This is a genomic window from Citrobacter sp. Cpo090, assembly GCF_030332665.1.
GTDB classification, from domain to species: domain Bacteria; phylum Pseudomonadota; class Gammaproteobacteria; order Enterobacterales; family Enterobacteriaceae; genus Citrobacter; species Citrobacter portucalensis.
Window position 1 is genome coordinate 191,989 of the sequence record NZ_JAOWHK010000038.1, and the last position, 24,144, is coordinate 216,132.

General features: G+C 52.7%; 27 protein-coding genes and 1 tRNA gene. 18 read left to right on the forward strand and 10 right to left on the reverse strand.

The features are described 5' to 3' along the window. Nucleotides 1–13: 13 nt before the first annotated feature. Nucleotides 14–511 carry a serine protease inhibitor ecotin gene (gene eco / locus OGY83_RS23325; RefSeq protein WP_048216405.1) on the reverse strand — a complete coding sequence of 166 codons (498 nt, stop codon included), beginning with the start codon at nucleotides 509–511 and terminating at the stop codon, nucleotides 14–16. Between the two features lie 413 nt (nucleotides 512–924). Between eco and napF the strand changes: the two genes are divergently transcribed. The 15 genes from napF (at nucleotide 925) to OGY83_RS23400 (ending at nucleotide 13,110) form a co-directional block, all read left to right on the forward strand. Then, on the forward strand, nucleotides 925–1,416 hold the full coding sequence (gene napF, locus OGY83_RS23330; protein ID WP_003027564.1) for a ferredoxin-type protein NapF: 492 nt from the start codon (nucleotides 925–927) through the stop codon (nucleotides 1,414–1,416). After that, the gene (gene napD, locus OGY83_RS23335) at nucleotides 1,406–1,669 is read left to right on the forward strand and encodes a chaperone NapD (RefSeq protein WP_003027560.1); all 264 of its coding nucleotides are present in this window, start codon (nucleotides 1,406–1,408) and stop codon (nucleotides 1,667–1,669) included. The genes napF and napD overlap by 11 nt, the downstream gene beginning before the upstream one ends. Further along, on the forward strand, nucleotides 1,666–4,152 hold the full coding sequence (gene napA / locus OGY83_RS23340; protein WP_079937670.1) for a nitrate reductase catalytic subunit NapA: 2,487 nt from the start codon (nucleotides 1,666–1,668) through the stop codon (nucleotides 4,150–4,152). Before napD ends, napA begins: the two co-directional genes overlap by 4 nt. 6 nt (nucleotides 4,153–4,158) lie before the next feature. After that, nucleotides 4,159–4,854, forward strand: a complete 696-nt coding sequence (gene napG, locus OGY83_RS23345) for a ferredoxin-type protein NapG (RefSeq protein ID WP_003834629.1) — start codon at nucleotides 4,159–4,161, stop codon at nucleotides 4,852–4,854. Then, nucleotides 4,841–5,704 (forward strand): quinol dehydrogenase ferredoxin subunit NapH, encoded by an 864-nt coding sequence (napH, locus tag OGY83_RS23350; RefSeq protein ID WP_003027552.1) that lies wholly within the window; start codon nucleotides 4,841–4,843, stop codon nucleotides 5,702–5,704. Before napG ends, napH begins: the two co-directional genes overlap by 14 nt. Beyond that, nucleotides 5,701–6,150: a nitrate reductase cytochrome c-type subunit gene (gene napB / locus OGY83_RS23355; protein WP_003834627.1), complete on the forward strand. Its 450-nt coding sequence runs from the start codon at nucleotides 5,701–5,703 to the stop codon at nucleotides 6,148–6,150. Before napH ends, napB begins: the two co-directional genes overlap by 4 nt. Before the next feature lie 9 nt (nucleotides 6,151–6,159). After that, the gene (napC, locus tag OGY83_RS23360) at nucleotides 6,160–6,762 is read left to right on the forward strand and encodes a cytochrome c-type protein NapC (protein ID WP_003027548.1); all 603 of its coding nucleotides are present in this window, start codon (nucleotides 6,160–6,162) and stop codon (nucleotides 6,760–6,762) included. Between the two features lie 20 nt (nucleotides 6,763–6,782). Then, on the forward strand, nucleotides 6,783–7,403 hold the full coding sequence (gene ccmA / locus OGY83_RS23365) for a cytochrome c biogenesis heme-transporting ATPase CcmA (RefSeq protein ID WP_043017002.1): 621 nt from the start codon (nucleotides 6,783–6,785) through the stop codon (nucleotides 7,401–7,403). Then, nucleotides 7,400–8,059 carry a heme exporter protein CcmB gene (gene ccmB, locus OGY83_RS23370; RefSeq protein WP_079937668.1) on the forward strand — a complete coding sequence of 220 codons (660 nt, stop codon included), beginning with the start codon at nucleotides 7,400–7,402 and terminating at the stop codon, nucleotides 8,057–8,059. Before ccmA ends, ccmB begins: the two co-directional genes overlap by 4 nt. Nucleotides 8,060–8,135: 76 nt before the next feature. Next, a complete protein-coding gene (locus OGY83_RS23375) occupies nucleotides 8,136–8,873 on the forward strand; it encodes a heme ABC transporter permease (RefSeq protein WP_032949675.1) in 738 nt (245 codons plus the stop codon). Further along, entirely contained in the window at nucleotides 8,870–9,082 is a 213-nt protein-coding gene (gene ccmD, locus OGY83_RS23380; RefSeq protein WP_048215892.1) for a heme exporter protein CcmD, read from the forward strand. Before OGY83_RS23375 ends, ccmD begins: the two co-directional genes overlap by 4 nt. Beyond that, on the forward strand, nucleotides 9,079–9,558 hold the full coding sequence (ccmE, locus tag OGY83_RS23385) for a cytochrome c maturation protein CcmE (protein ID WP_003834619.1): 480 nt from the start codon (nucleotides 9,079–9,081) through the stop codon (nucleotides 9,556–9,558). Before ccmD ends, ccmE begins: the two co-directional genes overlap by 4 nt. Beyond that, complete coding sequence (locus OGY83_RS23390; RefSeq protein ID WP_286637006.1) at nucleotides 9,555–11,510, forward strand: heme lyase CcmF/NrfE family subunit; 1,956 nt, start codon at nucleotides 9,555–9,557, stop codon at nucleotides 11,508–11,510. The genes ccmE and OGY83_RS23390 overlap by 4 nt, the downstream gene beginning before the upstream one ends. Beyond that, nucleotides 11,507–12,064, forward strand: coding sequence for a thiol:disulfide interchange protein DsbE (gene dsbE, locus OGY83_RS23395; protein ID WP_267451366.1), 558 nt, complete (start codon nucleotides 11,507–11,509; stop codon nucleotides 12,062–12,064). The genes OGY83_RS23390 and dsbE overlap by 4 nt, the downstream gene beginning before the upstream one ends. Continuing rightward, a complete protein-coding gene (locus tag OGY83_RS23400; RefSeq protein WP_191214246.1) occupies nucleotides 12,061–13,110 on the forward strand; it encodes a cytochrome c-type biogenesis protein CcmH in 1,050 nt (349 codons plus the stop codon). The genes dsbE and OGY83_RS23400 overlap by 4 nt, the downstream gene beginning before the upstream one ends. Before the next feature lie 96 nt (nucleotides 13,111–13,206). On the opposite strand, the gene narP is transcribed toward OGY83_RS23400, so the two are convergent. The 7 genes from narP to OGY83_RS23435 form a co-directional block, all read right to left on the reverse strand. After that, nucleotides 13,207–13,854: a nitrate/nitrite response regulator protein NarP gene (gene narP, locus OGY83_RS23405; protein WP_123267584.1), complete on the reverse strand. Its 648-nt coding sequence runs from the start codon at nucleotides 13,852–13,854 to the stop codon at nucleotides 13,207–13,209. A 517-nt stretch (nucleotides 13,855–14,371) separates the two neighbouring features. Continuing rightward, on the reverse strand, nucleotides 14,372–14,845 hold the full coding sequence (locus tag OGY83_RS23410; protein WP_048211132.1) for an Hcp family type VI secretion system effector: 474 nt from the start codon (nucleotides 14,843–14,845) through the stop codon (nucleotides 14,372–14,374). A 2-nt stretch (nucleotides 14,846–14,847) separates the two neighbouring features. Then, complete coding sequence (locus OGY83_RS23415) at nucleotides 14,848–15,192, reverse strand: putative T6SS immunity periplasmic lipoprotein (RefSeq protein WP_286637007.1); 345 nt, start codon at nucleotides 15,190–15,192, stop codon at nucleotides 14,848–14,850. Continuing rightward, nucleotides 15,189–15,749 carry a type IV secretion protein Rhs gene (locus tag OGY83_RS23420; RefSeq protein WP_191235048.1) on the reverse strand — a complete coding sequence of 187 codons (561 nt, stop codon included), beginning with the start codon at nucleotides 15,747–15,749 and terminating at the stop codon, nucleotides 15,189–15,191. Before OGY83_RS23420 ends, OGY83_RS23415 begins: the two co-directional genes overlap by 4 nt. Nucleotides 15,750–16,470: 721 nt before the next feature. Then, a tRNA-Pro gene (locus OGY83_RS23425) sits at nucleotides 16,471–16,547 on the reverse strand. Nucleotides 16,548–16,621: 74 nt separating this feature from the next. Then, a complete protein-coding gene (gene yejM, locus OGY83_RS23430) occupies nucleotides 16,622–18,382 on the reverse strand; it encodes an LPS biosynthesis-modulating metalloenzyme YejM (RefSeq protein WP_286637008.1) in 1,761 nt (586 codons plus the stop codon). 31 nt (nucleotides 18,383–18,413) lie between these two features. Next, nucleotides 18,414–18,641, reverse strand: a complete 228-nt coding sequence (locus OGY83_RS23435; RefSeq protein WP_003027506.1) for a YejL family protein — start codon at nucleotides 18,639–18,641, stop codon at nucleotides 18,414–18,416. A 134-nt stretch (nucleotides 18,642–18,775) separates the two neighbouring features. On the opposite strand from OGY83_RS23435, the gene yejK reads away from it, so the two are divergent. Beyond that, nucleotides 18,776–19,783 carry a nucleoid-associated protein YejK gene (yejK, locus tag OGY83_RS23440; RefSeq protein WP_003027504.1) on the forward strand — a complete coding sequence of 336 codons (1,008 nt, stop codon included), beginning with the start codon at nucleotides 18,776–18,778 and terminating at the stop codon, nucleotides 19,781–19,783. 120 nt (nucleotides 19,784–19,903) lie between these two features. On the opposite strand, the gene rplY is transcribed toward yejK, so the two are convergent. Together rplY and radD are read right to left on the reverse strand one after the other, a co-directional pair. Next, the gene (rplY, locus tag OGY83_RS23445) at nucleotides 19,904–20,188 is read right to left on the reverse strand and encodes a 50S ribosomal protein L25 (RefSeq protein ID WP_194210586.1); all 285 of its coding nucleotides are present in this window, start codon (nucleotides 20,186–20,188) and stop codon (nucleotides 19,904–19,906) included. Nucleotides 20,189–20,312: 124 nt separating this feature from the next. Beyond that, complete coding sequence (radD, locus tag OGY83_RS23450; protein ID WP_286637009.1) at nucleotides 20,313–22,073, reverse strand: DNA repair helicase RadD; 1,761 nt, start codon at nucleotides 22,071–22,073, stop codon at nucleotides 20,313–20,315. 151 nt (nucleotides 22,074–22,224) lie between these two features. Between radD and rsuA the strand changes: the two genes are divergently transcribed. Together rsuA and OGY83_RS23460 are read left to right on the forward strand one after the other, a co-directional pair. Then, a complete protein-coding gene (rsuA, locus tag OGY83_RS23455; RefSeq protein WP_079937663.1) occupies nucleotides 22,225–22,932 on the forward strand; it encodes a 16S rRNA pseudouridine(516) synthase RsuA in 708 nt (235 codons plus the stop codon). 15 nt (nucleotides 22,933–22,947) lie between these two features. Continuing rightward, complete coding sequence (locus tag OGY83_RS23460) at nucleotides 22,948–24,138, forward strand: Bcr/CflA family multidrug efflux MFS transporter (protein ID WP_079937662.1); 1,191 nt, start codon at nucleotides 22,948–22,950, stop codon at nucleotides 24,136–24,138. Nucleotides 24,139–24,144 lie beyond the last annotated feature (6 nt).

Genomic DNA, 24,144 nt, shown 5'->3' on the forward strand with positions numbered 1-24,144 from the left:
AGCGCATTCTCACTTAGCGCGCGACTGCGTCCTGAATTTTATCTTCTGCTTTCCAGATACGGTATTTAACGTCCACGTTTTCCGGGGTATAGACCACAATCGGCAACTTGCTGTTGTAACGCAGCATGCCGTCATCACCCAGGTGCGCAGTAATGAATTTCTTCTCTTTCTTACCGTCCGGGCAGGCCATCATGGTTGAAACCGGAGACGTAACTTTGTCAAAGACATAGTAGTCATATCCCCAACCTTCCAGCGTTTTGCTGTCCAGTTCTCCGCCCAGGCGGTGTTGGTTACAGTCAACTTCCAGCGTTTGTCCGATCAGCAGTTCTACTTTCAGAGTAGATTCATCTTTCTCAGGGGTAAGCTGGATAACCTGGCGCTTCATACCCTTTTCCGCCTTAGGATAAGGGGCGACTTTTTCCAGCGGTTGAGCGGCGGTATCGTTACTGGCAGCCCATGCAGAGGTGCTGGCAAAGGCGGCGAAAAGTACGGCAGGGACAATTGTCTTCATCTTATTGTTCACAGTGTTTCCTTTCTTCTGTCTTATGAACGAGTCTGTTGCAGATTAACATATTTGGATAATCTATTAATCTGGATTTACTTATATTTAAAGTGTATTAGATAGAGGTTTACTATCAAGGTAGCGATATATTCCAGGAATTATCCTAATATTGAGATCTTTGTCTTTTTGAATAATTCGTTATATACATTGTTATATAACTCATTGAAATGTGAGCAAAAGCGCATTTTTTCCCGCCAACTCAACACTCCTTTGATCCGGCAACAGCATTTACCCCAATTGGGGTATGCACCTCTAACACATCCTGAAATATCTTACGGCTAAAAATAACTACTCATAAATAGTGCAGTTTTTTATGTCGTTCAACCCGCCGAGGGAGGGCGTCATTATGGAAGGACAATGTCATGGTTGATTTATCCCGTCGAGGCATGTTGACAGGCAGTTGGCGAAACGCCAGCGCAGGGATCCGTCCGCCGTGGAGCAAGGAAGACTCTCACTTTCTGGCCCATTGCCTCCGTTGTGACGCCTGCATCCAGGCGTGCGAAACCGACATCCTGCAGCGAGGCCAGGGTGGTTACCCGAGCGTAAATTTCAAACACGGCGAGTGCAGCTTTTGCTATGCCTGCGCAGAAGCCTGTCCCGAATCACTTTTTCTTCCGCGCCACACCAGGGCATGGGATCTGAATTTTACGATTGGGGAAAACTGTCTCGCACATCAGTCCGTTGAATGTCACCGCTGTCAGGATAGCTGTGAGCCCATGGCCATAACCTTTCGCCCCACGCTGTCCGGCATTTATCAGCCGCAGCTCGACAATCAGGACTGTAACGGATGTGGCGCCTGTGTCGCTATCTGCCCGGTATCAGCCATTAACGCGGAGTACAACCATGGACAATAACTGGCAGGTCTGCAGCCTGGTCGTTCAGGCCAAAAGCCAGCATATCAACGATATCGCCACGCAGTTGCGTTCCTTTCCCGGTTGCGAAGTTGCACTCAGCGATGTGGAAAGTGGTCAGCTGATTGTGGTGGTGGAAGCTGAGCAAAGTGAAACGTTAATGAAAACAATTGAGTCAGTGCGCAACGTTGCGGGCGTGCTGGCGGTGTCGCTGGTTTATCACCAGCAGGATGAGCAAGGTGAGGAAACACCATGAAACTCAGTCGTCGTAGCTTTATGAAAGCTAACGCCGTTGCGGCCGCTGCGGCGGCTGCCGGGTTAAGCGTGCCGGGCGTTGCCCGCGCGGTAGTCGGTCAGCAAGAAGCCATCAAATGGGACAAAGCCCCGTGCCGTTTTTGCGGGACGGGCTGTGGCGTATTGGTCGGAACGCAGCAAGGGCGTGTTGTGGCATGCCAGGGCGATCCGGATGCGCCGGTTAACCGTGGGCTTAACTGCATCAAAGGTTACTTCCTGCCGAAAATCATGTACGGAAAAGACCGTTTAACGCAGCCGATGCTGCGCATGAAAGACGGCAAGTATCACAAAGAAGGCGAGTTCACCCCGATTAGCTGGGACCAGGCCTTTGATGTGATGGAAGAGAAATTCAAAACGTCGATGAAAGAGAAAGGCCCAGAGTCTATCGGTATGTTCGGCTCTGGCCAGTGGACGATTTGGGAAGGTTATGCCGCTGCCAAATTGTTTAAAGCGGGTTTCCGTTCCAATAACATCGACCCGAACGCACGTCACTGCATGGCGTCAGCGGTAGTCGGTTTTATGCGTACCTTCGGTATGGATGAACCGATGGGCTGCTATGACGATATCGAGCATGCAGACGCCTTCGTCCTGTGGGGCGCGAATATGGCGGAGATGCACCCGATCCTGTGGTCGCGCATCACCAACCGTCGTCTGTCCGATCCTAACGTGAATGTCGCGGTTCTCTCCACCTTCCAGCACCGCAGCTTTGAGCTGGCAGATAACGGTATGGTCTTCACGCCGCAAACCGATCTGGTGATCCTCAACTACATCGCGAACTACATCATTCAAAACAATGCGATTAACCAGGATTTCTTTAGCAAGCACGTTAACCTGCGTAAAGGCGTGACGGACATCGGCTATGGTCTGCGTCCAACCCATCCGCTGGAAAAAGCGGCGAAAAACCCGGGATCCGATGCCTCTGAACCGATGAGCTTTGAGGATTACAAAGCCTTCGTTGCTGAGTACACGCTGGATAAAACCGCCGAAATGACTGGTGTACCGAAAGATCAGCTGGAACAGTTGGCGCAGCTGTATGCCGATCCGAAGAAAAAAGTTATCTCCTACTGGACGATGGGCTTTAACCAGCATACCCGCGGCGTGTGGGCCAACAACCTGGTCTATAACCTGCACCTGCTGACTGGCAAAATCTCCCAGCCAGGCTGCGGCCCGTTCTCTCTGACAGGTCAGCCTTCCGCATGTGGTACCGCGCGTGAAGTCGGTACATTCTCCCATCGTCTGCCTGCGGACATGGTGGTGACGAACGAAAAACACCGCGATATCTGCGAGAAGCACTGGAATATTCCGTCAGGGACCATTCCGGCTAAAATCGGTCTGCACGCCGTGGCGCAAGACCGCGCGCTGAAAGATGGCAAGCTCAATGTCTACTGGGCGATGTGTACCAACAACATGCAGGCTGGTCCGAACATCAACGAAGAGCGTATGCCGGGCTGGCGCGATCCGCGCAACTTCATCATCGTCTCCGATCCGTACCCGACGATCAGCGCCCTGTCGGCTGACCTGATCCTGCCGACCGCGATGTGGGTAGAGAAAGAAGGTGCCTACGGTAACGCAGAACGTCGTACGCAGTTCTGGCGTCAGCAGATTAAAGCGCCGGGCGAATCGAAATCAGATCTGTGGCAACTGGTGCAGTTCTCTCGTCGCTTCAAAACAGAAGAAGTGTGGCCGGAAGAGCTGCTGGCACAAAAACCGGAACTGCGTGGCAAAACGCTGTATGACGTGCTGTTTGCTACGCCAGCAGTAACGAAATTCCCGGTGACTGAACTGGCTGAAGATCAACTGAACGATGAATCCCGCGAGCTGGGCTTCTATCTGCAAAAAGGCTTGTTTGAAGAGTACGCCTGGTTTGGCCGCGGTCACGGGCACGATCTTGCGCCATTTGACGATTACCACAAAGCGCGCGGTTTACGCTGGCCGGTCGTTGAGGGTAAAGAGACCCAGTGGCGCTACAGCGAAGGCAACGACCCTTACGTGAAAGCAGGTGAAAGCTACAAGTTCTACGGTAAACCGGACGGTAAAGCGGTTATCTTCGCGCTGCCATTTGAGCCTGCTGCTGAAGCGCCGGATAAAGAATATGACCTGTGGCTGTCTACCGGACGTGTGCTGGAACACTGGCATACCGGCAGTATGACGCGTCGTGTGCCTGAACTGCACCGTGCTTTCCCGGAAGCCGTGCTGTTTATTCACCCGCTGGATGCAAAAGCACGCGATCTGCGCCGTGGTGATAAGGTCAAAGTGGTTTCCCGTCGTGGCGAAGTGATTTCGATTGTTGAAACACGCGGTCGTAACCGTCCGCCGCAGGGGCTGGTGTACATGCCGTTCTTCGACGCCGCACAGCTGGTGAACAACCTGACGCTGGATGCGACGGATCCGCTCTCCAAAGAGACGGATTTCAAGAAGTGCGCCGTGAAACTGGCGAAGGTGTAACGCGTTATGTCCCGGTCAGCAAAACCCCAAAATGGCCGCCGCCGCTTTCTGCGCGATATGGTTCGCGCAGCGGGCGGGCTGGCCGTCGTTGGCGTGGCGCTGGGGTTGCAACAACAAACCGCACGCGCAACCGGCGTGCGGCTGCGCCCGCCAGGTGCACTGAGCGAGGAGGCATTCGCCAGCGCCTGCGTACGTTGCGGTCAGTGCGTTCAGGCGTGTCCGTATGACACGCTGAAACTGGCAACGTTGGCCTCCGGGCTGGCGGCCGGTACGCCGTATTTTGTCGCCCGTGATATTCCCTGCGAAATGTGTGAGGACATTCCTTGCGCCAAAGTCTGCCCGAGCGGCGCGTTGGACAGGGAAATTGAATCCATTGACGATTCGCGTATGGGGCTGGCGGTACTGCTGGATCACGAAAACTGCCTCAACTATCAGGGATTACGCTGCGATGTTTGCTATCGCGAGTGCCCGAAAATTGATGAGGCGATCACCCTGGAGCTGGACCGCAACATGCGTACCGGCAAGCATGCGCGGTTTATTCCGACCGTGCACAGCGATGCCTGTACCGGCTGTGGGAAATGCGAAAAAGTCTGCGTACTGGAACAGCCAGCAATAAAAGTGCTGCCGCTGTCGCTGGCGAAAGGGGAGTTAGGACACCATTACCGCTTCGGTTGGCTGGAGGGGAACAATGGCAAATCGTAAACGTGATGCCGGGCGTGAAGCGCAGGCAAAAAAAGGATGGTGGAAGAGTCATCGCTGGCTGCTGCTGCGTCGTCTGAGTCAGTTTCTGATACTGGCGATGTTCCTCAGCGGCCCGTGGCTTGGCGTGTGGATCCTGCATGGCAACTACAGTAGCAGCCTGTTGCTGGACGCTATCCCGTTCACCGATCCGCTGATTACTCTGCAAAGCCTGGCTAGTGGGCATCTGCCGGCGACGGTCGCGTTAACGGGGGCAGCCATCATCACGGTGCTGTATGCCCTGGCTGGTAAGCGACTGTTTTGTAGCTGGGTTTGTCCCATGAACCCGGTTACCGATTTAGCCAGTTGGTTGCGCAGAAGGTTTGACCTGAATCAGTCCGCAACCCTGCCGCGCCATATACGGTACGTCCTGCTGGTGGTTATCCTGGTCGGTTCCGCCCTGACCGGTACGCTGCTGTGGGAGTGGATAAATCCAGTCTCTCTGCTTGGACGGAGCCTGGTAATGGGATTCGGTAGCGGAGCGCTGCTGATCCTCGCGCTGTTTTTATTTGATTTACTGGTCGTTGAGCATGGCTGGTGCGGGCATCTTTGCCCACTGGGTGCGCTGTATAGCGTGGTGGGAAGTAAAGGTGCATTAACCGTTTCGGCAAAAGAACGTAACAGATGTAACCGCTGTATGGATTGTTTTCATGTTTGCCCGGAACCGCATGTGCTACGTGCGCCGGTGCTGGATGAGCAAAGTCCGGTGCAGGTAACCAGCCGCGATTGCATGGCCTGCGGTCGCTGTGTGGATGTCTGTTCTGAGGATGTTTTTACAATAACAACACGATGGAGTTCGGGAGCGAAATCATGAAAAGCCATGACCTGATTAAGACGCTGTGTCAATGGACGGCCCTGCTTGCCCTGGTCGTCAGTGGGGCTGTTTGGGCTGCAAATGGAGTGGATCTGAGTCAGTCACCGGAAGTCTCGGGAACACAGGAAGGGGCGATTCGCATGCCGAAAGAGCAAGAGCGCATGCCGCTGAACTATGTGAATCAGCCGCCGATGGTTCCGCATAGCGTTGAAGGATATCAGGTGACGACCAACACTAACCGCTGCCTGCAATGCCACGGCGTGGAAAGCTATCGCACCACCGGTGCGCCGCGCATCAGTCCGACGCACTTTATGGACAGCGACGGCAAGGTATTGGCTGAAGTTGCGCCGCGTCGTTATTTCTGCCTGCAATGTCACGTTCCGCAGGCTGACGCCGCGCCGATTGTTGAAAATACCTTCACCCCCTCGAAAGGTTACGGGAAATAAGAGGTCATTATGGAAAATTCTAACCGTAAACCAGGCTGGATTAAGCGCGTCTGGCAATGGTGGCGTCGCCCCAGCCGTCTGGCGCTCGGCACGCTGTTGTTAATCGGCTTTGTGGGCGGCATTATTTTCTGGGGCGGCTTTAATACCGGTATGGAAAAGGCCAATACAGAAGAGTTCTGCATTAGCTGTCACGAAATGCGCAATACGGTATACCAGGAATACATGGAAACCGTACACTACAACAACCGCAGTGGTGTGCGAGCGACTTGCCCTGATTGCCACGTCCCGCATGAGTGGGGCCCGAAAATGATTCGTAAGATCAAGGCCAGTAAAGAGCTGTACGCGAAAGCACTGGGGTTGATAGATACACCGCAGAAATTTGAAGACCATCGTCTGACGATGGCGCAAAATGAGTGGCGGCGTATGAAAGATAATAATTCGCAAGAGTGCCGAAACTGTCACAACTTCGAGTTTATGGATTTAACCGCCCAGAAAGGCGTTGCGGCCAAAATGCACGACCAGGCCGTGAAAGACGGGCAAACCTGTATTGACTGTCATAAAGGGATAGCGCACAAACTGCCTGATATGCGCGAAGTCAAACCGGGCTTTTAACAGGATGTAGATAACCAGGTATGCTTGAAGCCAGAGAGTTACTTTGCGAGCGGGATGACAGAATACTGTTTAGCGATTTGTCATTTCGCGTCAACGCAGGGGAATGGGTACAAATTACCGGCAGCAACGGCGCAGGGAAAACCACTCTGCTGCGGTTGCTTACCGGGCTGGCGCGTCCCGATGCAGGGGAGGTTTGCTGGCAAGAGCAGCCGCTGCATCACGTGCGGGACAGCTACCATCAGCAACTGCTGTGGATCGGACATCAGCCGGGGATAAAAACCCGGCTTTCGGCGTTGGAGAACCTGCGTTTCTTCCATCATGACGGCGACATTGCACAGTGTCTGGCTGCTCTGGCGCAGGCGGGACTTGCCGGATATGAAGATATCCCGGTGAACCAGCTCTCCGCCGGACAACAGCGGCGCGTGGCGCTGGCCCGTTTGTGGCTGACACGCGCCCGGCTGTGGATCCTCGATGAACCCTTTACCGCCATTGATGTGAACGGCGTTGAGCGACTGACTCAGCGTATGGCCCAGCATACGGAGCAGGGCGGCATTGTTATTCTCACCACCCACCAACCGCTCAATGTCGAAACCGATAAAGTGCGACGTATTGCGCTGACCAGCGAGAGGGCAACGCAATGATGTGGCGAATCTTCCGTTTAGAACTGCGAGTTGCGTTTCGTCATAGTGCGGAAATCGCCAATCCTTTATGGTTCTTCCTGATTGTTATTACGCTGTTCCCCCTGAGCATTGGGCCGGAGCCGCAGCTACTGGCGCGCATTGCACCGGGCATCATTTGGGTTGCGGCGCTGCTGGCGTCGTTGCTGGCGTTGGAACGCCTGTTTCGTGATGATCTGCAGGACGGCAGCCTTGAGCAACTGATGCTGCTGCCGATACCGCTACCGGCCGTAGTGCTGGCGAAAGTGATGGCGCACTGGGTCGTGACCGGCCTGCCGCTGCTGATCCTCTCGCCGTTGGTGGCGCTGCTGCTGGGCATGGATATGTACGGCTGGAAAATTATGGCGCTGACGTTGTTACTCGGCACGCCGACGCTGGGCTTCCTCGGTGCGCCGGGGGTGGGGTTGACGGTGGGTTTAAAGCGCGGCGGTGTGTTGTTAAGCGTGCTGGTGCTCCCGCTCACCATACCCTTACTGATTTTTGCAACCGCCGCGATGGATGCGGCTTCCATGCACTTACCGGTTGAAGGGTACATGGCAATTCTGGGTGCGTTGCTGGTCGGCAGCGCCACGTTAAGCCCGTTTGCCACAGCCGCGGCGTTACGGATAAGTGTGCAGTAACGAGAATTAGATGTGTAGGCCGGGCAAGGCGCTCTGGCACAACGGATTTTAATTTATGGAGTCTGGTGACTGAACTATGTGGAAAACACTTCATCAATTGGCGATGCCCCCTCGGCTCTATCAGATCTGTGGCTGGTTTATCCCGTGGCTGGCGATTGCCAGTGCGGTGGTACTGATAACGGGATGGATCTGGGGCTTTGGTTTCGCGCCTGCGGATTACCAGCAGGGGCAAAGCTATCGCATTATTTATCTGCACGTTCCGGCGGCAATCTGGTCGATGGGCATTTATGCCTCGATGGCCGTTGCCGCGTTTATCGGCCTGGTCTGGCAGATGAAAATGGCCAATCTGGCACTGGCTGCGATGGCGCCGATTGGTGCAGTGTTTACCTTTATTGCGCTGGTGACCGGCTCCGCATGGGGCAAACCGATGTGGGGAACCTGGTGGGTCTGGGATGCCCGACTCACCTCTGAACTGGTGCTGCTGTTTCTCTACGTTGGCGCCATTGCGCTGTGGCATGCCTTTGACGACCGCCGTCTGGCAGGTCGTGCCGCCGGTATTCTGGTGCTGATTGGCGTGGTCAACTTACCGATTATCCACTACTCGGTTGAGTGGTGGAATACGCTGCATCAGGGGTCTACCCGCATGCAGCAAAGCATCGATCCGGCGATGCGTACGCCGCTGCGTCTGGCGATCGTCGGCTACCTGTTACTGTTTGTCACGCTGGCGCTGATGCGCATGCGTAACCTGATTTTGATGATGGAAAAACGCCGCCCGTGGGTGAGCGAACTGATCTTAAAAAGAGGCCGCCAATGACCCCTGCATTTGCATCATGGAGTGATTTTTTCGCGATGGGCGGTTACGCCTTGTATGTCTGGCTTGCTGTAGCGATGAGCGTAATCCCGCTGGTGGTGCTGGTACTGCATTCCACGTTACAACATCGCGCAATTTTACGCGGTGTGGCGCAGCAGCGGGCGAGAGAAGCGCGTATGCGTGCGGCGCAAGTGCAACGGGAGGCGGCGTGAATATTCGACGTAAAAATCGGTTATGGATAGCCTGTGCGGTACTGGCGGGTCTGGCTTTGACCATTACGCTGGTGCTTTATGCGCTGCGTTCAAATATTGACCTGTTCTATACGCCGGGAGAGATACTCTACGGTAAGCGCGAAACGCAGCAGATGCCCGAAGTCGGTCAGCGTCTGCGCGTGGGCGGAATGGTGATGCCCGGTAGCGTAAAGCGCGATCCGCAGTCGTTGAAAGTGAATTTCAGCATCTATGACGCCGAAGGTGTGGTGGATGTCACCTATGAAGGCATTCTGCCGGATCTGTTCCGCGAAGGGCAGGGCGTCGTTGTTCAGGGCGAGCTGGACGAGGGAAATCATGTGCAGGCTAAAGAAGTGCTTGCTAAACATGATGAGAATTACACCCCGCCGGAAGTCGAAAAAGCGATGCAGGAAAACCACCGTCGCCCGGAAAGTGTTTATAAGGATAAAACGTCATGATGCCTGAAATTGGCAATGCGCTGTTGTGCCTTGCGCTAGGCGTGGCGTTACTGCTGTCGGTCTATCCGCTGTGGGGCGTAGCGCGCGGCGACGTGCGAATGATGGCCTCCGCGCGGCCTTTTGCCTGGGTTCTGTTTATCTGCGTGATGGGGGCGTTCCTGATTCTGGTCAATGCCTTCGTGGTTAATGACTTTACCGTCACCTACGTTGCCAGTAACTCCAATACCCAGCTTCCGGTCTGGTATCGGGTGGCAGCAACCTGGGGTGCCCATGAAGGCTCTCTGCTTCTATGGGTATTGCTGATGAGCGGCTGGACGTTCGCCGTTGCGGCGTTCAGTCAGCGTATGCCGCTGGACATCGTTGCCCGCGTGCTGGCAGTGATGGGGATGGTCAGCGTTGGCTTCCTGCTGTTTATTCTGTTTACCTCCAACCCATTTGCCCGTACGTTGCCCAACTTCCCTATTGAAGGGCGCGACCTGAACCCGCTGTTGCAGGATCCGGGGCTGATTTTCCATCCGCCGTTGCTGTACATGGGGTATGTCGGTTTCTCCGTGGCCTTCGCGTTTGCGATTGCCGCGCTGATGAGCGGACGACTGGACAGTACCTTCGCTCGTTTTTCGCGTCCGTGGACGCTGGCGGCGTGGGTGTTCCTGACGCTGGGCATTGTGCTCGGTTCGGCCTGGGCCTATTACGAGCTGGGCTGGGGCGGCTGGTGGTTCTGGGATCCGGTGGAGAACGCCTCGTTTATGCCATGGCTGGTGGGAACGGCGTTGATGCACTCGCTGTCGGTAACCGAACAGCGTGCCAGCTTTAAAGCCTGGACGCTGCTGCTGTCCATCTGCGCATTCTCGCTTTGCCTGTTGGGGACTTTCCTGGTGCGCTCCGGCGTGCTGGTATCAGTGCATGCTTTCGCCTCCGATCCGTCGCGCGGGATGTTTATTCTGGCCTTTATGGTATTGGTGATTGGCGGCTCTCTGCTGCTGTTTGCGGTGCGCGGTCACAAGGTCCGCTCACGGGTAAACAACGCGCTGTGGTCGCGTGAATCTCTGCTGTTGGGCAACAACGTTCTGCTGATTGCCGCGATGCTGGTGGTGCTCTTGGGCACGCTGCTGCCGCTGGTGCACAAACAGCTGGGGCTGGGCAGCATTTCGATTGGCGAACCGTTCTTCAACACCATGTTTACCTGGCTGATGGCGCCGTTCGCACTGCTGCTGGGGATTGGGCCATTAGTGCGCTGGGGCCGTGACCGACCGCGTAAACTGAAAACGTTACTGATTATCGCGTTTGTCACCACGCTTGTTCTGTCGCTGCTGCTGCCGTGGCTGTTTGAGGATCGCATTGCTGCTATGACGGTGGTAGGGCTGGCGATGGCATGCTGGATATTCGTACTGGCGATGTCCGAAGCATTCCTGCGTGTTTCCCGTGGAACGAAGTTAACACCAAGCTATTGGGGCATGGTGTCGGGCCACGTTGGGCTGGCGATAACTATTGTCGGTATTGCCTTTAGCCAGAACTACAGCGTTGAACGCGATGTGCGCATGAAAGCAGGTGATAGCGTCAGTATCCATAACTATCAGTTCACGTTCCGCGAAGTGAAAGATATTACCGGACCTAACTACCGGGGCGGTGTCGCCATTATTGGTGTTACCCGAGATGGTAAACCGGAAGCCACGCTGCACGCGGAAAAACGCTTCTATAACAGCACCAGTTCGATGATGACCGAAGCAGCAATTGACGGCGGATTCACGCGCGATCTGTACGCTGCGCTGGGTGAAGAACTGGATAACGGCGCATGGGCTGTGCGCCTGTACTACAAACCGTTTATTCGCTGGATTTGGGCCGGAGGATTGCTGATGGCGCTGGGCGGATTGTTCTGTCTGTTTGATCCACGCTATCGTCAGCGCCCGCGCCCTCGCGCCGCGGTGCAAAAAAATGCGTCGGAGGCTGTATGAAGCGCAACGCACTGTTAATTCCGTTTATTATTTTTCTGATCATTGCGGCGGCGCTGCTGTGGCAGCTGGCGCGTAACGCTCAGGGCGACGATCCCACGAATCTGGAATCGGCGCTGATCGGCAAACCCGTTCCGACATTCCGCCTGGAGTCGCTGGAAAATCCGGGTCAGCATTATCAGGCAGATGTGCTGACGCAAGGCAAACCGGTACTGCTGAACGTCTGGGCGACCTGGTGTCCGACCTGTCGCGCCGAACATCAGTATCTGAACCAGCTGTCTGCACAAGGCGTGCGGGTGGTGGGTCTGAACTATAAAGACGATCGTCAGAAAGCCATTGTCTGGCTGAAAGAGCTGGGCAATCCTTACTCATTAAGCCTGTTTGATGGCGACGGTATGCTTGGTCTGGATCTTGGCGTGTACGGTGCGCCGGAAACGTTCCTGATCGACGGTAAAGGTATTATTCGCTATCGCCATGCCGGTGATTTGAATGCCAGGGTGTGGGAGAGCGAGATCAAACCGTTGTGGGATAAGTACAGTAAGGAGGCTGAGCAATGAGATTTTTACTGGGCCTGCTAATGCTGGTTATCTCGGGATCTGCGCTGGCGACTATCGACGTGATGCAGTTTAAGGATGAAGCGCAGGAGCAGCAGTTCCGTCAGCTTACCGAACAGCTGCGCTGTCCTAAATGTCAGAACAACAGCATTGCCGATTCTAACTCGATGATTGCCACTGACCTGCGCCAGAAAGTGTACGAACTGATGCAGGAAGGAAAAAGTCAGAAAGAGATTGTCGACTACATGGTGGCGCGCTACGGCAACTTCGTCACTTACGATCCACCGTTGACGCCGCTTACAGTGCTTTTGTGGGTGATGCCGGTGGTCGCGATTGGCCTGGGGGGCTGGATCATTTTCGCCCGTACCCGCCGACGTGTCCGGGTGAAACAGGAAGAGTTTCCTGATGACGTTATCCCTGATGGCAAGCGCGGTGGATTTGGGTTATTTGTGCCCGGCATCGTGGTGGCGCTGATCGTTGGCGCGGTGAGCTATTATGAAACCGGCAATTATAAGCAGGTTCAGGTCTGGCAGCAGGCCACCGCTCAGGCTCCGGCGCTGCTTGAACGTGCGTTGGATCCGAAAGCTGACCCGCTCAATGAAGAAGATATGACACGTCTGGCGCTGGGGCTGCGCACGCGCCTCCAGGCCGATCCTACAAACGTTGAAGGCTGGATCATGCTTGGGCGTATTGGCATGGTACTCGGTAACGCCAGTACGGCCACTGAAGCCTATGCCAATGCCTATCGACTGGATCCTAAAAACAGCGATGCGGCGCTGGGTTATGCGGAAGCACTGACCCGTTCATCCGATCCTGACGATAATCGCCGGGGAGGGGAGCTGTTACGCCAACTGGTGCGCGGCGAACATGCCAACGTGCGGGTTCTCAGCATGTACGCATTTAACGCTTTTGAACAGCAACGCTTTGGCGAGGCGGTTGCTGCCTGGGAGATGATGCTGAAATTATTACCGGCCAATGATACCCGTCGGGCGGTGATAGAACGCAGCATTAAGCAGGCGATGGAGCAGCTAACGCCGCAGGAGAAGTAAGAGTCCAGATTGCCCGAAGGCGTGCTGCTTTCGGGCTTGTGCGGGTTTTGTAGGCCGGATAAGACGCTGCTGCGTCGTGATCCGGCATCTCATTGATTACTGCATGCCGCGCGTTTGCAAAAACAGGATGGTGGCAGCAACGCGAGAGCGCACGTTGAGTTTGCGCAGAAGGTTGCGGATATGCACTTTCACCGTCTGTTCGGAAATATTCAGCACTGATGCAATCTGTTTGTTCGACAGTCCCTGAGCAAGTTCATGCAACACATCCAGTTCACGTTCGGTGAGAATACTGAACGGATCTTCTTGTGCGCCAAACAGGTCACGTTCGCGCAGATATTCGCTGACGCGTGTGCTAAAAGCTTTTCCGCCTTTGGCACCGTTGCGAATGGCTTCCAGCAGGACTTCAGGATCGCTATCTTTCAGTAAATAACCATCCGCGCCGGCATCAATTAAGGCGTACACATCGCTGGCGGCATCCGATACGGTAAGAATAATAATTTGCGCGGTGACGCCGTCCCGACGCAGCGCATTCAGAGTGTCCAGCCCGCTCATACCTTTCATATTGAGATCCAGCAGGATCACATCAAGGTCCAGACGGTTTGCCAGATCGATAGCACTGGCACCGTCACCCGCTTCCGCGACTACGTCAAATGCGGGATCCAGTTGCAATAATTGACTAATTCCCCGCCGCATGAGTGGGTGGTCGTCAACAATCAGCACCCGAAAAGGCGTTGCTTCAGGCATACTATTCTCCTGAGTTTTTATTAGTATCATTATTGTTTTCAGCGCATCAATCGTCCAGATTCATCGCGCTGATGAGAGGATAAATTTTACCCCAATTTGTGCATGGGTAAGTAGTAAAACCTGTGCTGAAGAGAGGGGGAATACCTGGACAATGTGATGCTCAAGAACGGTAAGAAGCCGGGAGGGTGCTGGGGGGGGTGGAAAATGGGATCAGGCTATGGCATAACTTTTCAGTATCTGCAATCGGCCGATCCTGCATACGGTTACGGTTCTGTCAGTAATGTATAGTTACAGCGCCTTATTGAGAACCAACGTTCACGAATGGTTATGGTGTAACATTCTGGAGCATTGAGGATCGACCCGTACGTCTTTACACATCAGCCGTCGTTCTTCATCAGAAATGGGTACCCAGGTACAAAAAAGTTACCCACGTTCTGATATTGTTGAGTTTAAAATTTATTGATGAAATAGAAGGCGCGTGATGCTCCTTTATTTATTGCTGCTGTTCTTTCTTTACTCATTTAATCCAGGCATCATTGTATTTAATATTTCCTCTAACATAATTCCATTCAATGCCACGGAATCTAAGACCTACTACCTCATGCATATTAGGGGATGAACTACCGGGATAGTAGACATGTGTAAAATCTACAGAGGATATAACGACATCTTCCAGAGTAATATTATAAATCTCTACTTCGATCCCTGCCTCTATAGTCTCATAATATTTAATGACTGCCTTTTGCAGTCTCTTCCCTTCACAAACAGCTACAGCCAGATAAGGGCTGACTTTGTCAAGTTGCTTATGCACAATTACGGGATTATGCTGCCTACAGCCTGTCATGCTGCCAGTGTTGCTATCAACAGGCTGTCTAACACCGTAACTACTATTCATGACTTCTATAGCACCTTCACGGCCTAAGGATAAACAATCTCCCGGAATCTGCATTCCGTTTTCATCATATAAAAATAAATAAGCTGGTAATGACATAATTAATACTCCATATTTGTTAGCTGTCCATTATTATCAATAAAAAATTTATGTACATAGTCCTTGCCATTCAATCCATATGACACTGTATAGGAATAACCATAACTCCATTTAAAATCAATGCAATCACTCGGATATGAAAGTTGTAAGTCATATTCGGATTTTTCAATGTGGTATCCCTTACTCTGACTCGATTCGATTCGGTAGTAGTTCAATACACCTTTTTGATCAGTGCTAAAACAAAGATAATTGCCATTTATAAAAGTAACTCTTGGGTGTGGTGCAGGCATACCACCGGGGCATCCAGATAGCATTAATACCAACGGCATTATTATTAATCTTTTCATCCGGGGAATCCTTTCATAACAGATTTATATATAGATAATATTGAATGAATAGATTCATTAGGATTGAGGTTACGGTATTTAACCAGGGCGTAAGTATCTCTGTTAAGCCCAAATGCTTGCATCAACCAATAATCGCTGGCTATAGATGCCTGTTGTTCTAATCCATAGTGAAGAAAGTCAGCCTTATCTAAACTGTAACTGTAATCAGCGAAACGAGAGAATAAACCTCTGGTTCTAACAAACATACCTTTCTGTGCTTGCCAGGCGTGAACCATCTCATGCATGAATCTGTGTTTTTTCTCTAGTATATCTAATGAAAAATCAGGTGAATATGTTCCCTCTCTAAACCAAAGTTCACCGTTTGGCGTCATGGCAATATCTATGGGTTGTAAGTTGAAGGGGAGATAGCTTTCACGGTGTACCCACACCTTGCTATAGATAATACTCTCACCAAACAGCATCCTGGCTAGTGCAATCTCTCCTATTGTAAGTTGCCTTACCCCTCCGGGGACTATGGGAGTTCCCGACGTGGGTTCTATTGTTCCGTTTACGGACATAGTATATCCATATAGTTTGTATTGGTTTGTGCGCTAATGGTACTCCTGCCCTAAAGCATTAGGAATGTTTCTTTCCGGGATAAATTCTGAATTCTTTAAAATTAAATTACTATAAATCATCTGGTTTCTGAATAAATCAACCTTGTCATTACAAAGTGATTGCAGGGTATTATGATTGGGTAGGCTCCTGTATGAATTTGAAATATTTTCGGCTTCATTCACTTTGGGAAGCGATCTGTATGCGGTGTATTTGGCTGGACAGAAAACGATAAGTGATGTGAATCAAAAATAGCAGCCTTTGCTATGTCGATGGTTGGCTACTTTAGCAACTTTGTAAATTTGACGTTGCTAATACGAAGTGGTCTGTGGTTGAAGACCATTGTGGGGAAATTATCTACGACATCAGAAATGGGTAAGCTATAGGTAGATGATGGCGATGTGGAAAGGGAAGCTCAACTGTTTCAGAAAAAGCAACAAAAGGATGAGTTTCTTAAATTTGTTTTCTCTGACAATAGTATTGCTTCAGGATATCTTTTGCACCGGGCAGACCATCAAAATTCCTTTTTCATAAACGAGGTTGATGACTTCCCGGTGATGTGTATAGCTGAAATATTACCGTGAAGTCGACACTTTGCGTTGGGGATTTTTCCCCCGATTAATCTCCGTTCAGAAAACAGGCATAAAAAAACCAACCGCAAGGGTTGGTTTTTTTTGGGATTTTTGGTCGGCACGAGAGGATTTGAACCTCCGACCCCCGACACCCCATGACGGTGCGCTACCAGGCTGCGCTACGTGCCGACGCTATGGCTGCTAATACTACTGCTTTCCGCTACGAATGCAAGAGGATGCCTCACTAACTGATTTATAATTAATCAGTTAGCAATAAATCGTTTCTCATCCGTCAGAACCTGTAGCAGCAGGCTGAGCTGCGGTTTCTGATCTTTTATTTTCTCGCCACGTAAATCATAGGTCTGATAATTTCCGTTGTTGTTCAGCACCAGCGTCATCTCTGGCGTAGTCACGGCCATCGTGCTGCCGTCGGCGGCGGTCACCCAGTAATGGCGACGTGTAGCATTGAACAAATCCTGCCCCTGCGAGTATTCGTTAGCCGGCGTGCTGACGTGCAGCAGGCGCTGCATCAGCGTCGTCATCAGGTCTGTATGATCGGTCAGACTATTGATGCGCTGGGCAGGCGTTCCCGGCCAGTGAATAACCAGAGGAACCTGCAGATGACCGCGAGACCAGGCGAAGTTGTTCTCTTCCTGCGTCAGCGGCACACCGCGGCCAGCGGTAATAATCACCACAGTGTTGTCCAGTTTACCCGAGTCGCGCAGGGCGCTAAGAACACGGTTAATATTGGCATCCACATCCTGAGCGGCGCTGGCGTAGCGTTTGGCAAAGTTCTTCTGGTTGCTGTCATCAAGGTTTGTCCCGTTAAAGGATACCCAGGAGAACCAGCGGTTATCTTCCTGCGCGTAGCGTCCCAGCCAGTTGATCCATTGGTTTGCAGTTTGCTCGTCAGATTGTGTTTGCACGCTCGGCATGGAGAAATCTGACAGCAGCGCCTGGCGATAAAGCGGGCTGGTAAAGCCATCCGAGGAGAATAGCCCTAACTGATAACCCTGCTGGTTCAGTGCAGAGATCAGCGCCGCAGGCGTTCGGGTCGACAAAATGCCATCCATGTAGCTTGGTGATACACCATAGAACAGGCCAAAGAACCCGTTATCCGTGGTGTTGCCTGAGCTCATGTGACGCGTAAAGGAGATATTCTGCCCGGCGAACTCAGCCAGCGCAGGCATCTGTTTTTCAAAGCGTGAGTAGTTCAGGCCGTCTACGGTGATCAGCAGAACGTTCTGGCCGGTGCCCATATCGCGATAGTGCAGTTCGCTGAGCGGGTACTGCACGGAAACCGCTTCTGGATTGCCCTGTTCGATCAGGCGACGCTGATACTCTTGCGCATCCAGCAGACCATGTTTTTCCAGAAACTTACGCGCCGTCATCGGGTAAGAGAGCGGCAGGTTTGCGCGCTGCATGGTAATCGGGCGATAGAAATTGGCATCTGCCCAGATATACACCACATGCGAGGCGATAAAAGAAACGAAGAAGAATGCCGCTAACGGTTTGGCGAAATGGCGACGACGCGTCAGGCTGCGCAGCTTTTGCCAGCTCCAGGTCGCAAACAACATTTCTATTAACAGAATAACCGGCACACTGATAAACAACAGTTGCCAGTCACGCGCCACTTCGTTCTGATCAGGATTAATGACCAGTTCCCAAACGATCGGGTTGAGGTGCAGGTGGAAGCGGGTGAAAACTTCGCTGTCGATTAACAACAACGTCATGCCAGCCGTCGCCAGAATAGCTGATAAGAATCGCATCAGCCTCTGGGACATGACGATAAACGTCAGGGGAAACAGGATTAGCAGATAGGTGGCAAACACCAGAAAGCTAAAATGCCCGACAACACTCAGGTAGGAATATACACGACCTGCAAGGGTTGTCGGCCAGTCGGCGACAAACAGGTAACGGCTACCGAGAACCATGGCCAACAGAATGTTGAACAAGGCAAACCAGTGCCCCCAGCTAACCATCTGGGAGACTTTCTCACGGTAGCGCTGACGATGAGTTACCATAAACTGTTGTTCGTTTCCCCGGAGCAGGCTCTTAATGCGCTTGGTCGTCGTTTACCGAAGACTGCAATGCGCGGGCAAAAGAGTTGGCAATCGCCTGGCGCTGGGCCGGTGCGATGCTTGTATTGATAAGGTTAGTCACCATATTTCCCAGTACCATCAGGGAAAGGTCGGTCGGCGCCTTATGTTTTTCCAGTACATTGAGCATCTCATTCAGCAGTTGTTCAACGTGTTCGTCACTATAGCGGGAAATTTGTGGCATAAATCGAAATCAGTCTGTTCATGAAAGGGCAACATATTACCGTACAGACAGTTTTTTTTCTGCTTTTTTATCTTCTATTGCGTCACTGCCCAGCAGGTGGTTGAATACCGCCCGGTCTAAAAGGAGAGTTTATCATGAGTCTGGATATCAACCAGATTGCCCTGCACCAGCTTATCAAACGTGACGAGCAGAACCTTGAGCTGGTTTTGCGCGATTCATTACTGGAACCGACAGCGACGGTTGTCGATATGATGGCTGAGCTGCATCGGGTGTATAGCGCCAAGAATAAAGCCTATGGCCTGTTTAGTGAAGAGAGTGAACTGGCACAAACGCTGCGTTTACAGCGTCAGGGCGAAGAGGATTTTCTGGCATTTAGTCGTGCCGCGACCGGACGCTTGCGGGACGAGCTGGCGAAATATCCTTTTGCCGACGGCGGCATTGTTCTGTTCTGCCATTACCGCTATCTGGCGGTAGAGTATCTGTTGGTCGCCGTGCTGAACAATTTAAGCAGCATGCGCGTCAATGAAAATCTGGATATCAATCCGACGCACTATCTGGATATCAATCATGCGGATATTGTGGCGCGCATTGATTTAACCGAGTGGGAAACCAACCCGGAGTCCACGCGCTATCTGACGTTCCTGAAAGGGCGGGTAGGGCGCAAAGTTGCCGATTTCTTTATGGATTTCCTCGGTGCCAGCGAAGGTCTGAACGCCAAGGCGCAAAACCGTGGCCTGCTGCAGGCGGTCGATGACTTTACTGCCGAGGCGCAACTCGATAAAGCGGAACGCCAGAACGTGCGCCAGCAGGTGTACAGCTACTGCAACGAGCAGCTACAGGCCGGTGAAGAGATCGAACTGGAGTCGTTGTCTAAAGAGCTTTCCGGCGTCAGTGAAGTTAGCTTCAGCGAATTTACCGCTGATAAAGGCTACGAGCTGGAAGAGAGTTTCCCGGCGGATCGCAGTACGCTGCGTCAGTTAACCAAATTTGCCGGCAGCGGCGGTGGGTTAACCATTAACTTCGACGCCATGTTACTGGGTGAACGTATTTTCTGGGATCCGGCTACAGATACTTTGACCATCAAAGGTACGCCGCCGAACCTGCGCGACCAGCTGCAGCGCCGCACGTCGGGCGGGAAATAAAACCGTTTGCCGGGTGAGAGCGTAAACGCCTTATCCGGTCGACGAGAACCATCGGTATCAATGACAAAATCCCATAAAAAAACCCCGCCTTAGCGGGGTTTTTCTTCAACTTGTTTGCGATTACGCGCGAACGAAGTCGATGTGGGACAGCTTCGGCTTGAACGGGTGACGCTGTACAGCCTGAGCTTTAACTTTAACTTCTTTACCGTCAACAACGATGGTCAGAACTTCGCTGTAGAATTCAGCTTTAGCTTGCATGTTCATAATTGCATCGTGATCCAGTTCGATAGCAATCGGGGCTTCTGCGCCACCGTAGATGATTGCCGGGAACTTGTTAGCGGCACGCAGGCGGCGGCTCGCACCCTTACCCTGCTCTTTACGTACTTCAGCGTTGATAGTAAACATTTAAATCTCTCTTTAATAATTCCTGCTACAGGCGACCCAGCAACAGGTAAGTGATCTGCTTTGCGTATGCAAAAGCGGGCGAGATTCTATACTCAAACGGCTGGTACATCAATCAAAAGTACGATTAACCGCGTAATTCATGTGCCCGACGAAAGCGTCCTTCATAATCGAAGACCTTTTCACGGACCTGCCAGTACTGACCTTTCATGCGTGCCACCACGAAATCAGGATGACGTAACAACGCCTGCTGATTGAGGATATCGGCGGCGGTTATCCAGCGTAAAGGTATGCCGGGTGTTCGGGTGTGCGGGCGAATAAATAGTTGTTCGAAGGCCGTTCGCTGCGCGGGAGTATGCAGGCGAAAGCGTTCGCTGACGTCGGCGCCATCCTCATCGTAATAGGTAATTTTTAGCCATTCGCCTTTTTCATCCAGGCCGTTTTGTAGCACCATACCGCTACAGCGTAGGACCAGCGCATCTTTGAGCCTGAGTGCGGCTTTCAACATGTCATCCGGGTCTACCAGCACCGTATCGCACTCGCGACAACGGCGGGCGGCGATGTCATTTTCCGCGTTGCACTGTGGGCAGTTTTTAAAACGGAAACGAAAATCGCACTGTTCGCGATGGCCGTCATCATCTTCAAACCACCCCTGACAGCGGCGGCCAAAGTGTTCAATCAGCGTGCCGTCTGCCGTTGTTTTGCCCCAGAAGGTATTCGCAAACCCACAGGCAGGGCAGAACACCTGTACCGGAACGTTGTCGCTTTTCCCTTTCGGCGCACCCACTTCCGGTGCGTACAGATCGTGCGGGTTGCCGGCGTAATCGAGGATCAGACAGTCGGTTTTACCCGGGGCCAGACGCAGCCCGCGGCCGACAATTTGTTGGTAAAGGCTAACTGACTCCGTTGGGCGCAGAATGGCGATAAGGTCGACGTGCGGAGCGTCGAAGCCGGTGGTCAGGACCGATACATTCACCAGATAGCGAAAGCGCTGGGCTTTGAACTCTTCAATCAGCACATCGCGCTCAGCGCCTGGCGTATCTCCAGTGATTAGCGCAGCGTCGTCAGCGGGCAGCAGACCCAGAATTTCTTTGGCGTGCTCAACGGTGGCGGCGAAAATCATCACCCCTTTGCGAGTTTGGGCAAACTCGATAATCTGGCTGATGATATGCGGCGTTATTCGCTGCTGCTTTTTTAGCTCCTGGTTCAGATCCGCTTCGCTAAACAGGCCGTTACTCTGCGCCTGCAGACGGCTAAAGTCATACTGCACGACCGGCATATCGAGGCGTTCTGGCGGCGTCAGGTAGCCGTGTTTAATCATGTAGCGCAGCGGTAATTCATAAATGCAGTCGCGAAACAGCGCTTTTTCATCGCCGCGCACCATACCATGATAATGAAAATGATAAATCCAACCCTTGCTCAAACGAAAAGGGGTGGCGGTAAGCCCGAGAAGACGTAAGTGGGGATTTACTTTAGTCAGGTGAGTGAGGATTTGCTGATACTGACTCTCTTCATCATCGCCAATACGGTGGCATTCATCGACGATCAACAGGGAGAATTCACCCTGAAAGGCCTCCAGATTACGCGCCACCGATTGTACGCTGCCAAATACCACTTTCCCGTGGCTCTCTTTACGCTTCAGGCCTGCGGCAAAAATATCGGCCTCCAGCCCCAGTGCGCAATATTTGGCATGGTTTTGTGCGACCAGTTCTTTGACGTGCGCCAGTACCAGTACGCGACCACGTGCCACGCGGGCCAGTTCAGCAATCACCAGACTTTTGCCCGCGCCGGTTGGCAGGACGATAACCGCTGGCGTGCGGTGGTGGCGAAAATGGTTGAGCGTGGCGTCCACGGCTTCTTTTTGGTACGGGCGAAGAGTAAAAATCATGGGCTCATTAAGGTAAACAGCAACAATGTATAGTATGCCATGAATCATTTCCCTTGAGGGATGGTGTAACACCGCTATACTGGGCGGATAATAGTCCCACTTTTCGGGCGTAAACCCGCTTCTCGTATTTTTACAGGCAAAAATCACACTCATGCGACTTGATAAATTTATCGCTCAGCAACTCGGCGTCAGCCGCGCTATTGCCGGGCGTGAGATCCGTGCTAACCGCGTTACCGTCGACGGCGAAATCGTCAGAAATAGCGCGTTTAAGCTGCTACCAGAACACGACGTCGAATATGACGGAAACTCCCTGGTTCAACAAAATGGCCCGCGCTATTTTATGCTGAATAAGCCTCAGGGTTATGTTTGCTCAACGGATGACCCGGATCACCCGACAGTGCTCTATTTCCTTGATGAACCGGTTGCCTACAAACTGCATGCGGCAGGGCGTCTGGATATCGACACCACCGGACTGGTACTGATGACCGATGATGGCCAGTGGTCGCACCGCATCACCTCTCCTCGTCACCATTGCGAGAAAACCTACCTGGTGACGCTGGAGTCGCCAGTGGCGGACGATACCGCCGAGCAGTTTGCCCATGGCGTACAGTTGCATAATGAGAAAGACCTGACCAAACCGGCTGTTCTGGAGGTCATTACGCCAACTCAGGTGCGATTGACCATCAGCGAAGGGCGCTATCATCAGGTAAAACGTATGTTTGCCGCGGTGGGTAACCACGTTGTGGAACTGCACCGTGAACGGATTGGTGACATCAGGCTGGATGATGATCTGGAGCCGGGTGAATACCGTCCATTGACCGAAGAAGAAATCGCCAGCGTTAACTTAACCCCGCGTTAATTTCAGGAGCTAAATGTGACCACCCGGCAGAACTCGTCAATTGCCATTGTCTTTATCCTTGGCTTGTTAGCCATGCTGATGCCGTTGTCGATTGATATGTATCTTCCGGCGCTACCTGTCATCTCAGAACAGTTTGGTGTGCCTGCGGGTAGCGCGCAGATGACCCTCAGTACCTATATTCTGGGGTTTGCAGTGGGGCAGTTGCTCTATGGTCCAATGGCAGACAGCATTGGGCGCAAGCCGGTGATTCTGGGTGGGACGCTGGTGTTTGCGGCGGCGGCAGTTGCCTGCGCCCTGGCGCAAACTATCGATCAACTGATCGTGATGCGTTTCTTCCACGGTCTGGCTGCCGCGGCGGCGAGCGTGGTTATCAACGCCCTGATGCGCGATATCTATCCGAAGGAAGAGTTCTCGCGCATGATGTCATTCGTCATGCTGGTTACGACAATTGCGCCCTTGTTGGCACCTATCGTGGGTGGTTGGGTGCTGGTATGGCTGAGCTGGCACTATATCTTTTGGATCCTCGCCATGGCGGCAGTTCTGGCGTCGGTGATGATCTTTACGCTGATCAAAGAGACCTTGCCTGTAGAGCGTCGTCAGCCGTTTCGTCTGCGTACCACTATGGGCAACTTTGCCTCGCTGTTTCGTCATAAACGTGTGTTGAGCTATATGCTGGCCAGCGGGTTCAGCTTTGCCGGGATGTTCTCGTTTCTGAGCGCCGGACCCTTTGTCTACATTGAGATCAACCACGTTTCACCGCAGCATTTCGGTTATTACTTCGCACTGAACATCGTATTCCTGTTCGTGATGACTATCATCAACAGCCGCTTTGTGCGTCGGGTTGGGGCATTGAATATGTTCCGTACCGGTCTGTGGATCCAGTTCGTGATGGCGGGATGGATGGTCTTTAGCGCACTGTTTGGGCTGGGGTTCTGGGCCCTGGTCGTGGGCGTTGCGGCGTTTGTTGGCTGTGTGTCGATGGTGTCATCTAACGCCATGGCGGTTATTCTGGATGAATTTCCGCATATGGCGGGAACGGCGTCATCGCTGGCTGGGACATTCCGCTTCGGCATTGGCGCCATCGTTGGGGCGCTGTTGTCTCTGGCGACCTTTAACTCGGCCTGGCCAATGATATGGTCGATCGCATTTTGCGCTACCTGCTCAATTCTCTTCTATCTTTACGCCAGTCGCGCCCAAAAACGGTGATCTAAT

Coding starts and splice junctions, on each gene's coding strand:
- ccmD (WP_048215892.1), top strand. CDS start 8,870: ATGACCCCTGCATTTGCATCATGGAGTGATTTTTTCGCGATGGGCGGT.
- napD (WP_003027560.1), top strand. CDS start 1,406: ATGGACAATAACTGGCAGGTCTGCAGCCTGGTCGTTCAGGCCAAAAGC.
- ccmA (WP_043017002.1), top strand. CDS start 6,783: ATGCTTGAAGCCAGAGAGTTACTTTGCGAGCGGGATGACAGAATACTG.
- OGY83_RS23375 (WP_032949675.1), top strand. CDS start 8,136: ATGTGGAAAACACTTCATCAATTGGCGATGCCCCCTCGGCTCTATCAG.
- radD (WP_286637009.1), bottom strand. CDS start 22,073: ATGATTTTTACTCTTCGCCCGTACCAAAAAGAAGCCGTGGACGCCACG.
- napB (WP_003834627.1), top strand. CDS start 5,701: ATGAAAAGCCATGACCTGATTAAGACGCTGTGTCAATGGACGGCCCTG.
- napF (WP_003027564.1), top strand. CDS start 925: ATGGTTGATTTATCCCGTCGAGGCATGTTGACAGGCAGTTGGCGAAAC.
- OGY83_RS23415 (WP_286637007.1), bottom strand. CDS start 15,192: ATGAAAAGATTAATAATAATGCCGTTGGTATTAATGCTATCTGGATGC.
- narP (WP_123267584.1), bottom strand. CDS start 13,854: ATGCCTGAAGCAACGCCTTTTCGGGTGCTGATTGTTGACGACCACCCA.
- OGY83_RS23400 (WP_191214246.1), top strand. CDS start 12,061: ATGAGATTTTTACTGGGCCTGCTAATGCTGGTTATCTCGGGATCTGCG.
- OGY83_RS23390 (WP_286637006.1), top strand. CDS start 9,555: ATGATGCCTGAAATTGGCAATGCGCTGTTGTGCCTTGCGCTAGGCGTG.
- ccmB (WP_079937668.1), top strand. CDS start 7,400: ATGATGTGGCGAATCTTCCGTTTAGAACTGCGAGTTGCGTTTCGTCAT.
- rplY (WP_194210586.1), bottom strand. CDS start 20,188: ATGTTTACTATCAACGCTGAAGTACGTAAAGAGCAGGGTAAGGGTGCG.
- rsuA (WP_079937663.1), top strand. CDS start 22,225: ATGCGACTTGATAAATTTATCGCTCAGCAACTCGGCGTCAGCCGCGCT.
- eco (WP_048216405.1), bottom strand. CDS start 511: ATGAAGACAATTGTCCCTGCCGTACTTTTCGCCGCCTTTGCCAGCACC.
- napG (WP_003834629.1), top strand. CDS start 4,159: ATGTCCCGGTCAGCAAAACCCCAAAATGGCCGCCGCCGCTTTCTGCGC.
- napC (WP_003027548.1), top strand. CDS start 6,160: ATGGAAAATTCTAACCGTAAACCAGGCTGGATTAAGCGCGTCTGGCAA.
- napA (WP_079937670.1), top strand. CDS start 1,666: ATGAAACTCAGTCGTCGTAGCTTTATGAAAGCTAACGCCGTTGCGGCC.
- yejK (WP_003027504.1), top strand. CDS start 18,776: ATGAGTCTGGATATCAACCAGATTGCCCTGCACCAGCTTATCAAACGT.
- OGY83_RS23435 (WP_003027506.1), bottom strand. CDS start 18,641: ATGCCACAAATTTCCCGCTATAGTGACGAACACGTTGAACAACTGCTG.
- dsbE (WP_267451366.1), top strand. CDS start 11,507: ATGAAGCGCAACGCACTGTTAATTCCGTTTATTATTTTTCTGATCATT.
- napH (WP_003027552.1), top strand. CDS start 4,841: ATGGCAAATCGTAAACGTGATGCCGGGCGTGAAGCGCAGGCAAAAAAA.
- yejM (WP_286637008.1), bottom strand. CDS start 18,382: ATGGTAACTCATCGTCAGCGCTACCGTGAGAAAGTCTCCCAGATGGTT.
- OGY83_RS23420 (WP_191235048.1), bottom strand. CDS start 15,749: ATGTCCGTAAACGGAACAATAGAACCCACGTCGGGAACTCCCATAGTC.
- OGY83_RS23410 (WP_048211132.1), bottom strand. CDS start 14,845: ATGTCATTACCAGCTTATTTATTTTTATATGATGAAAACGGAATGCAG.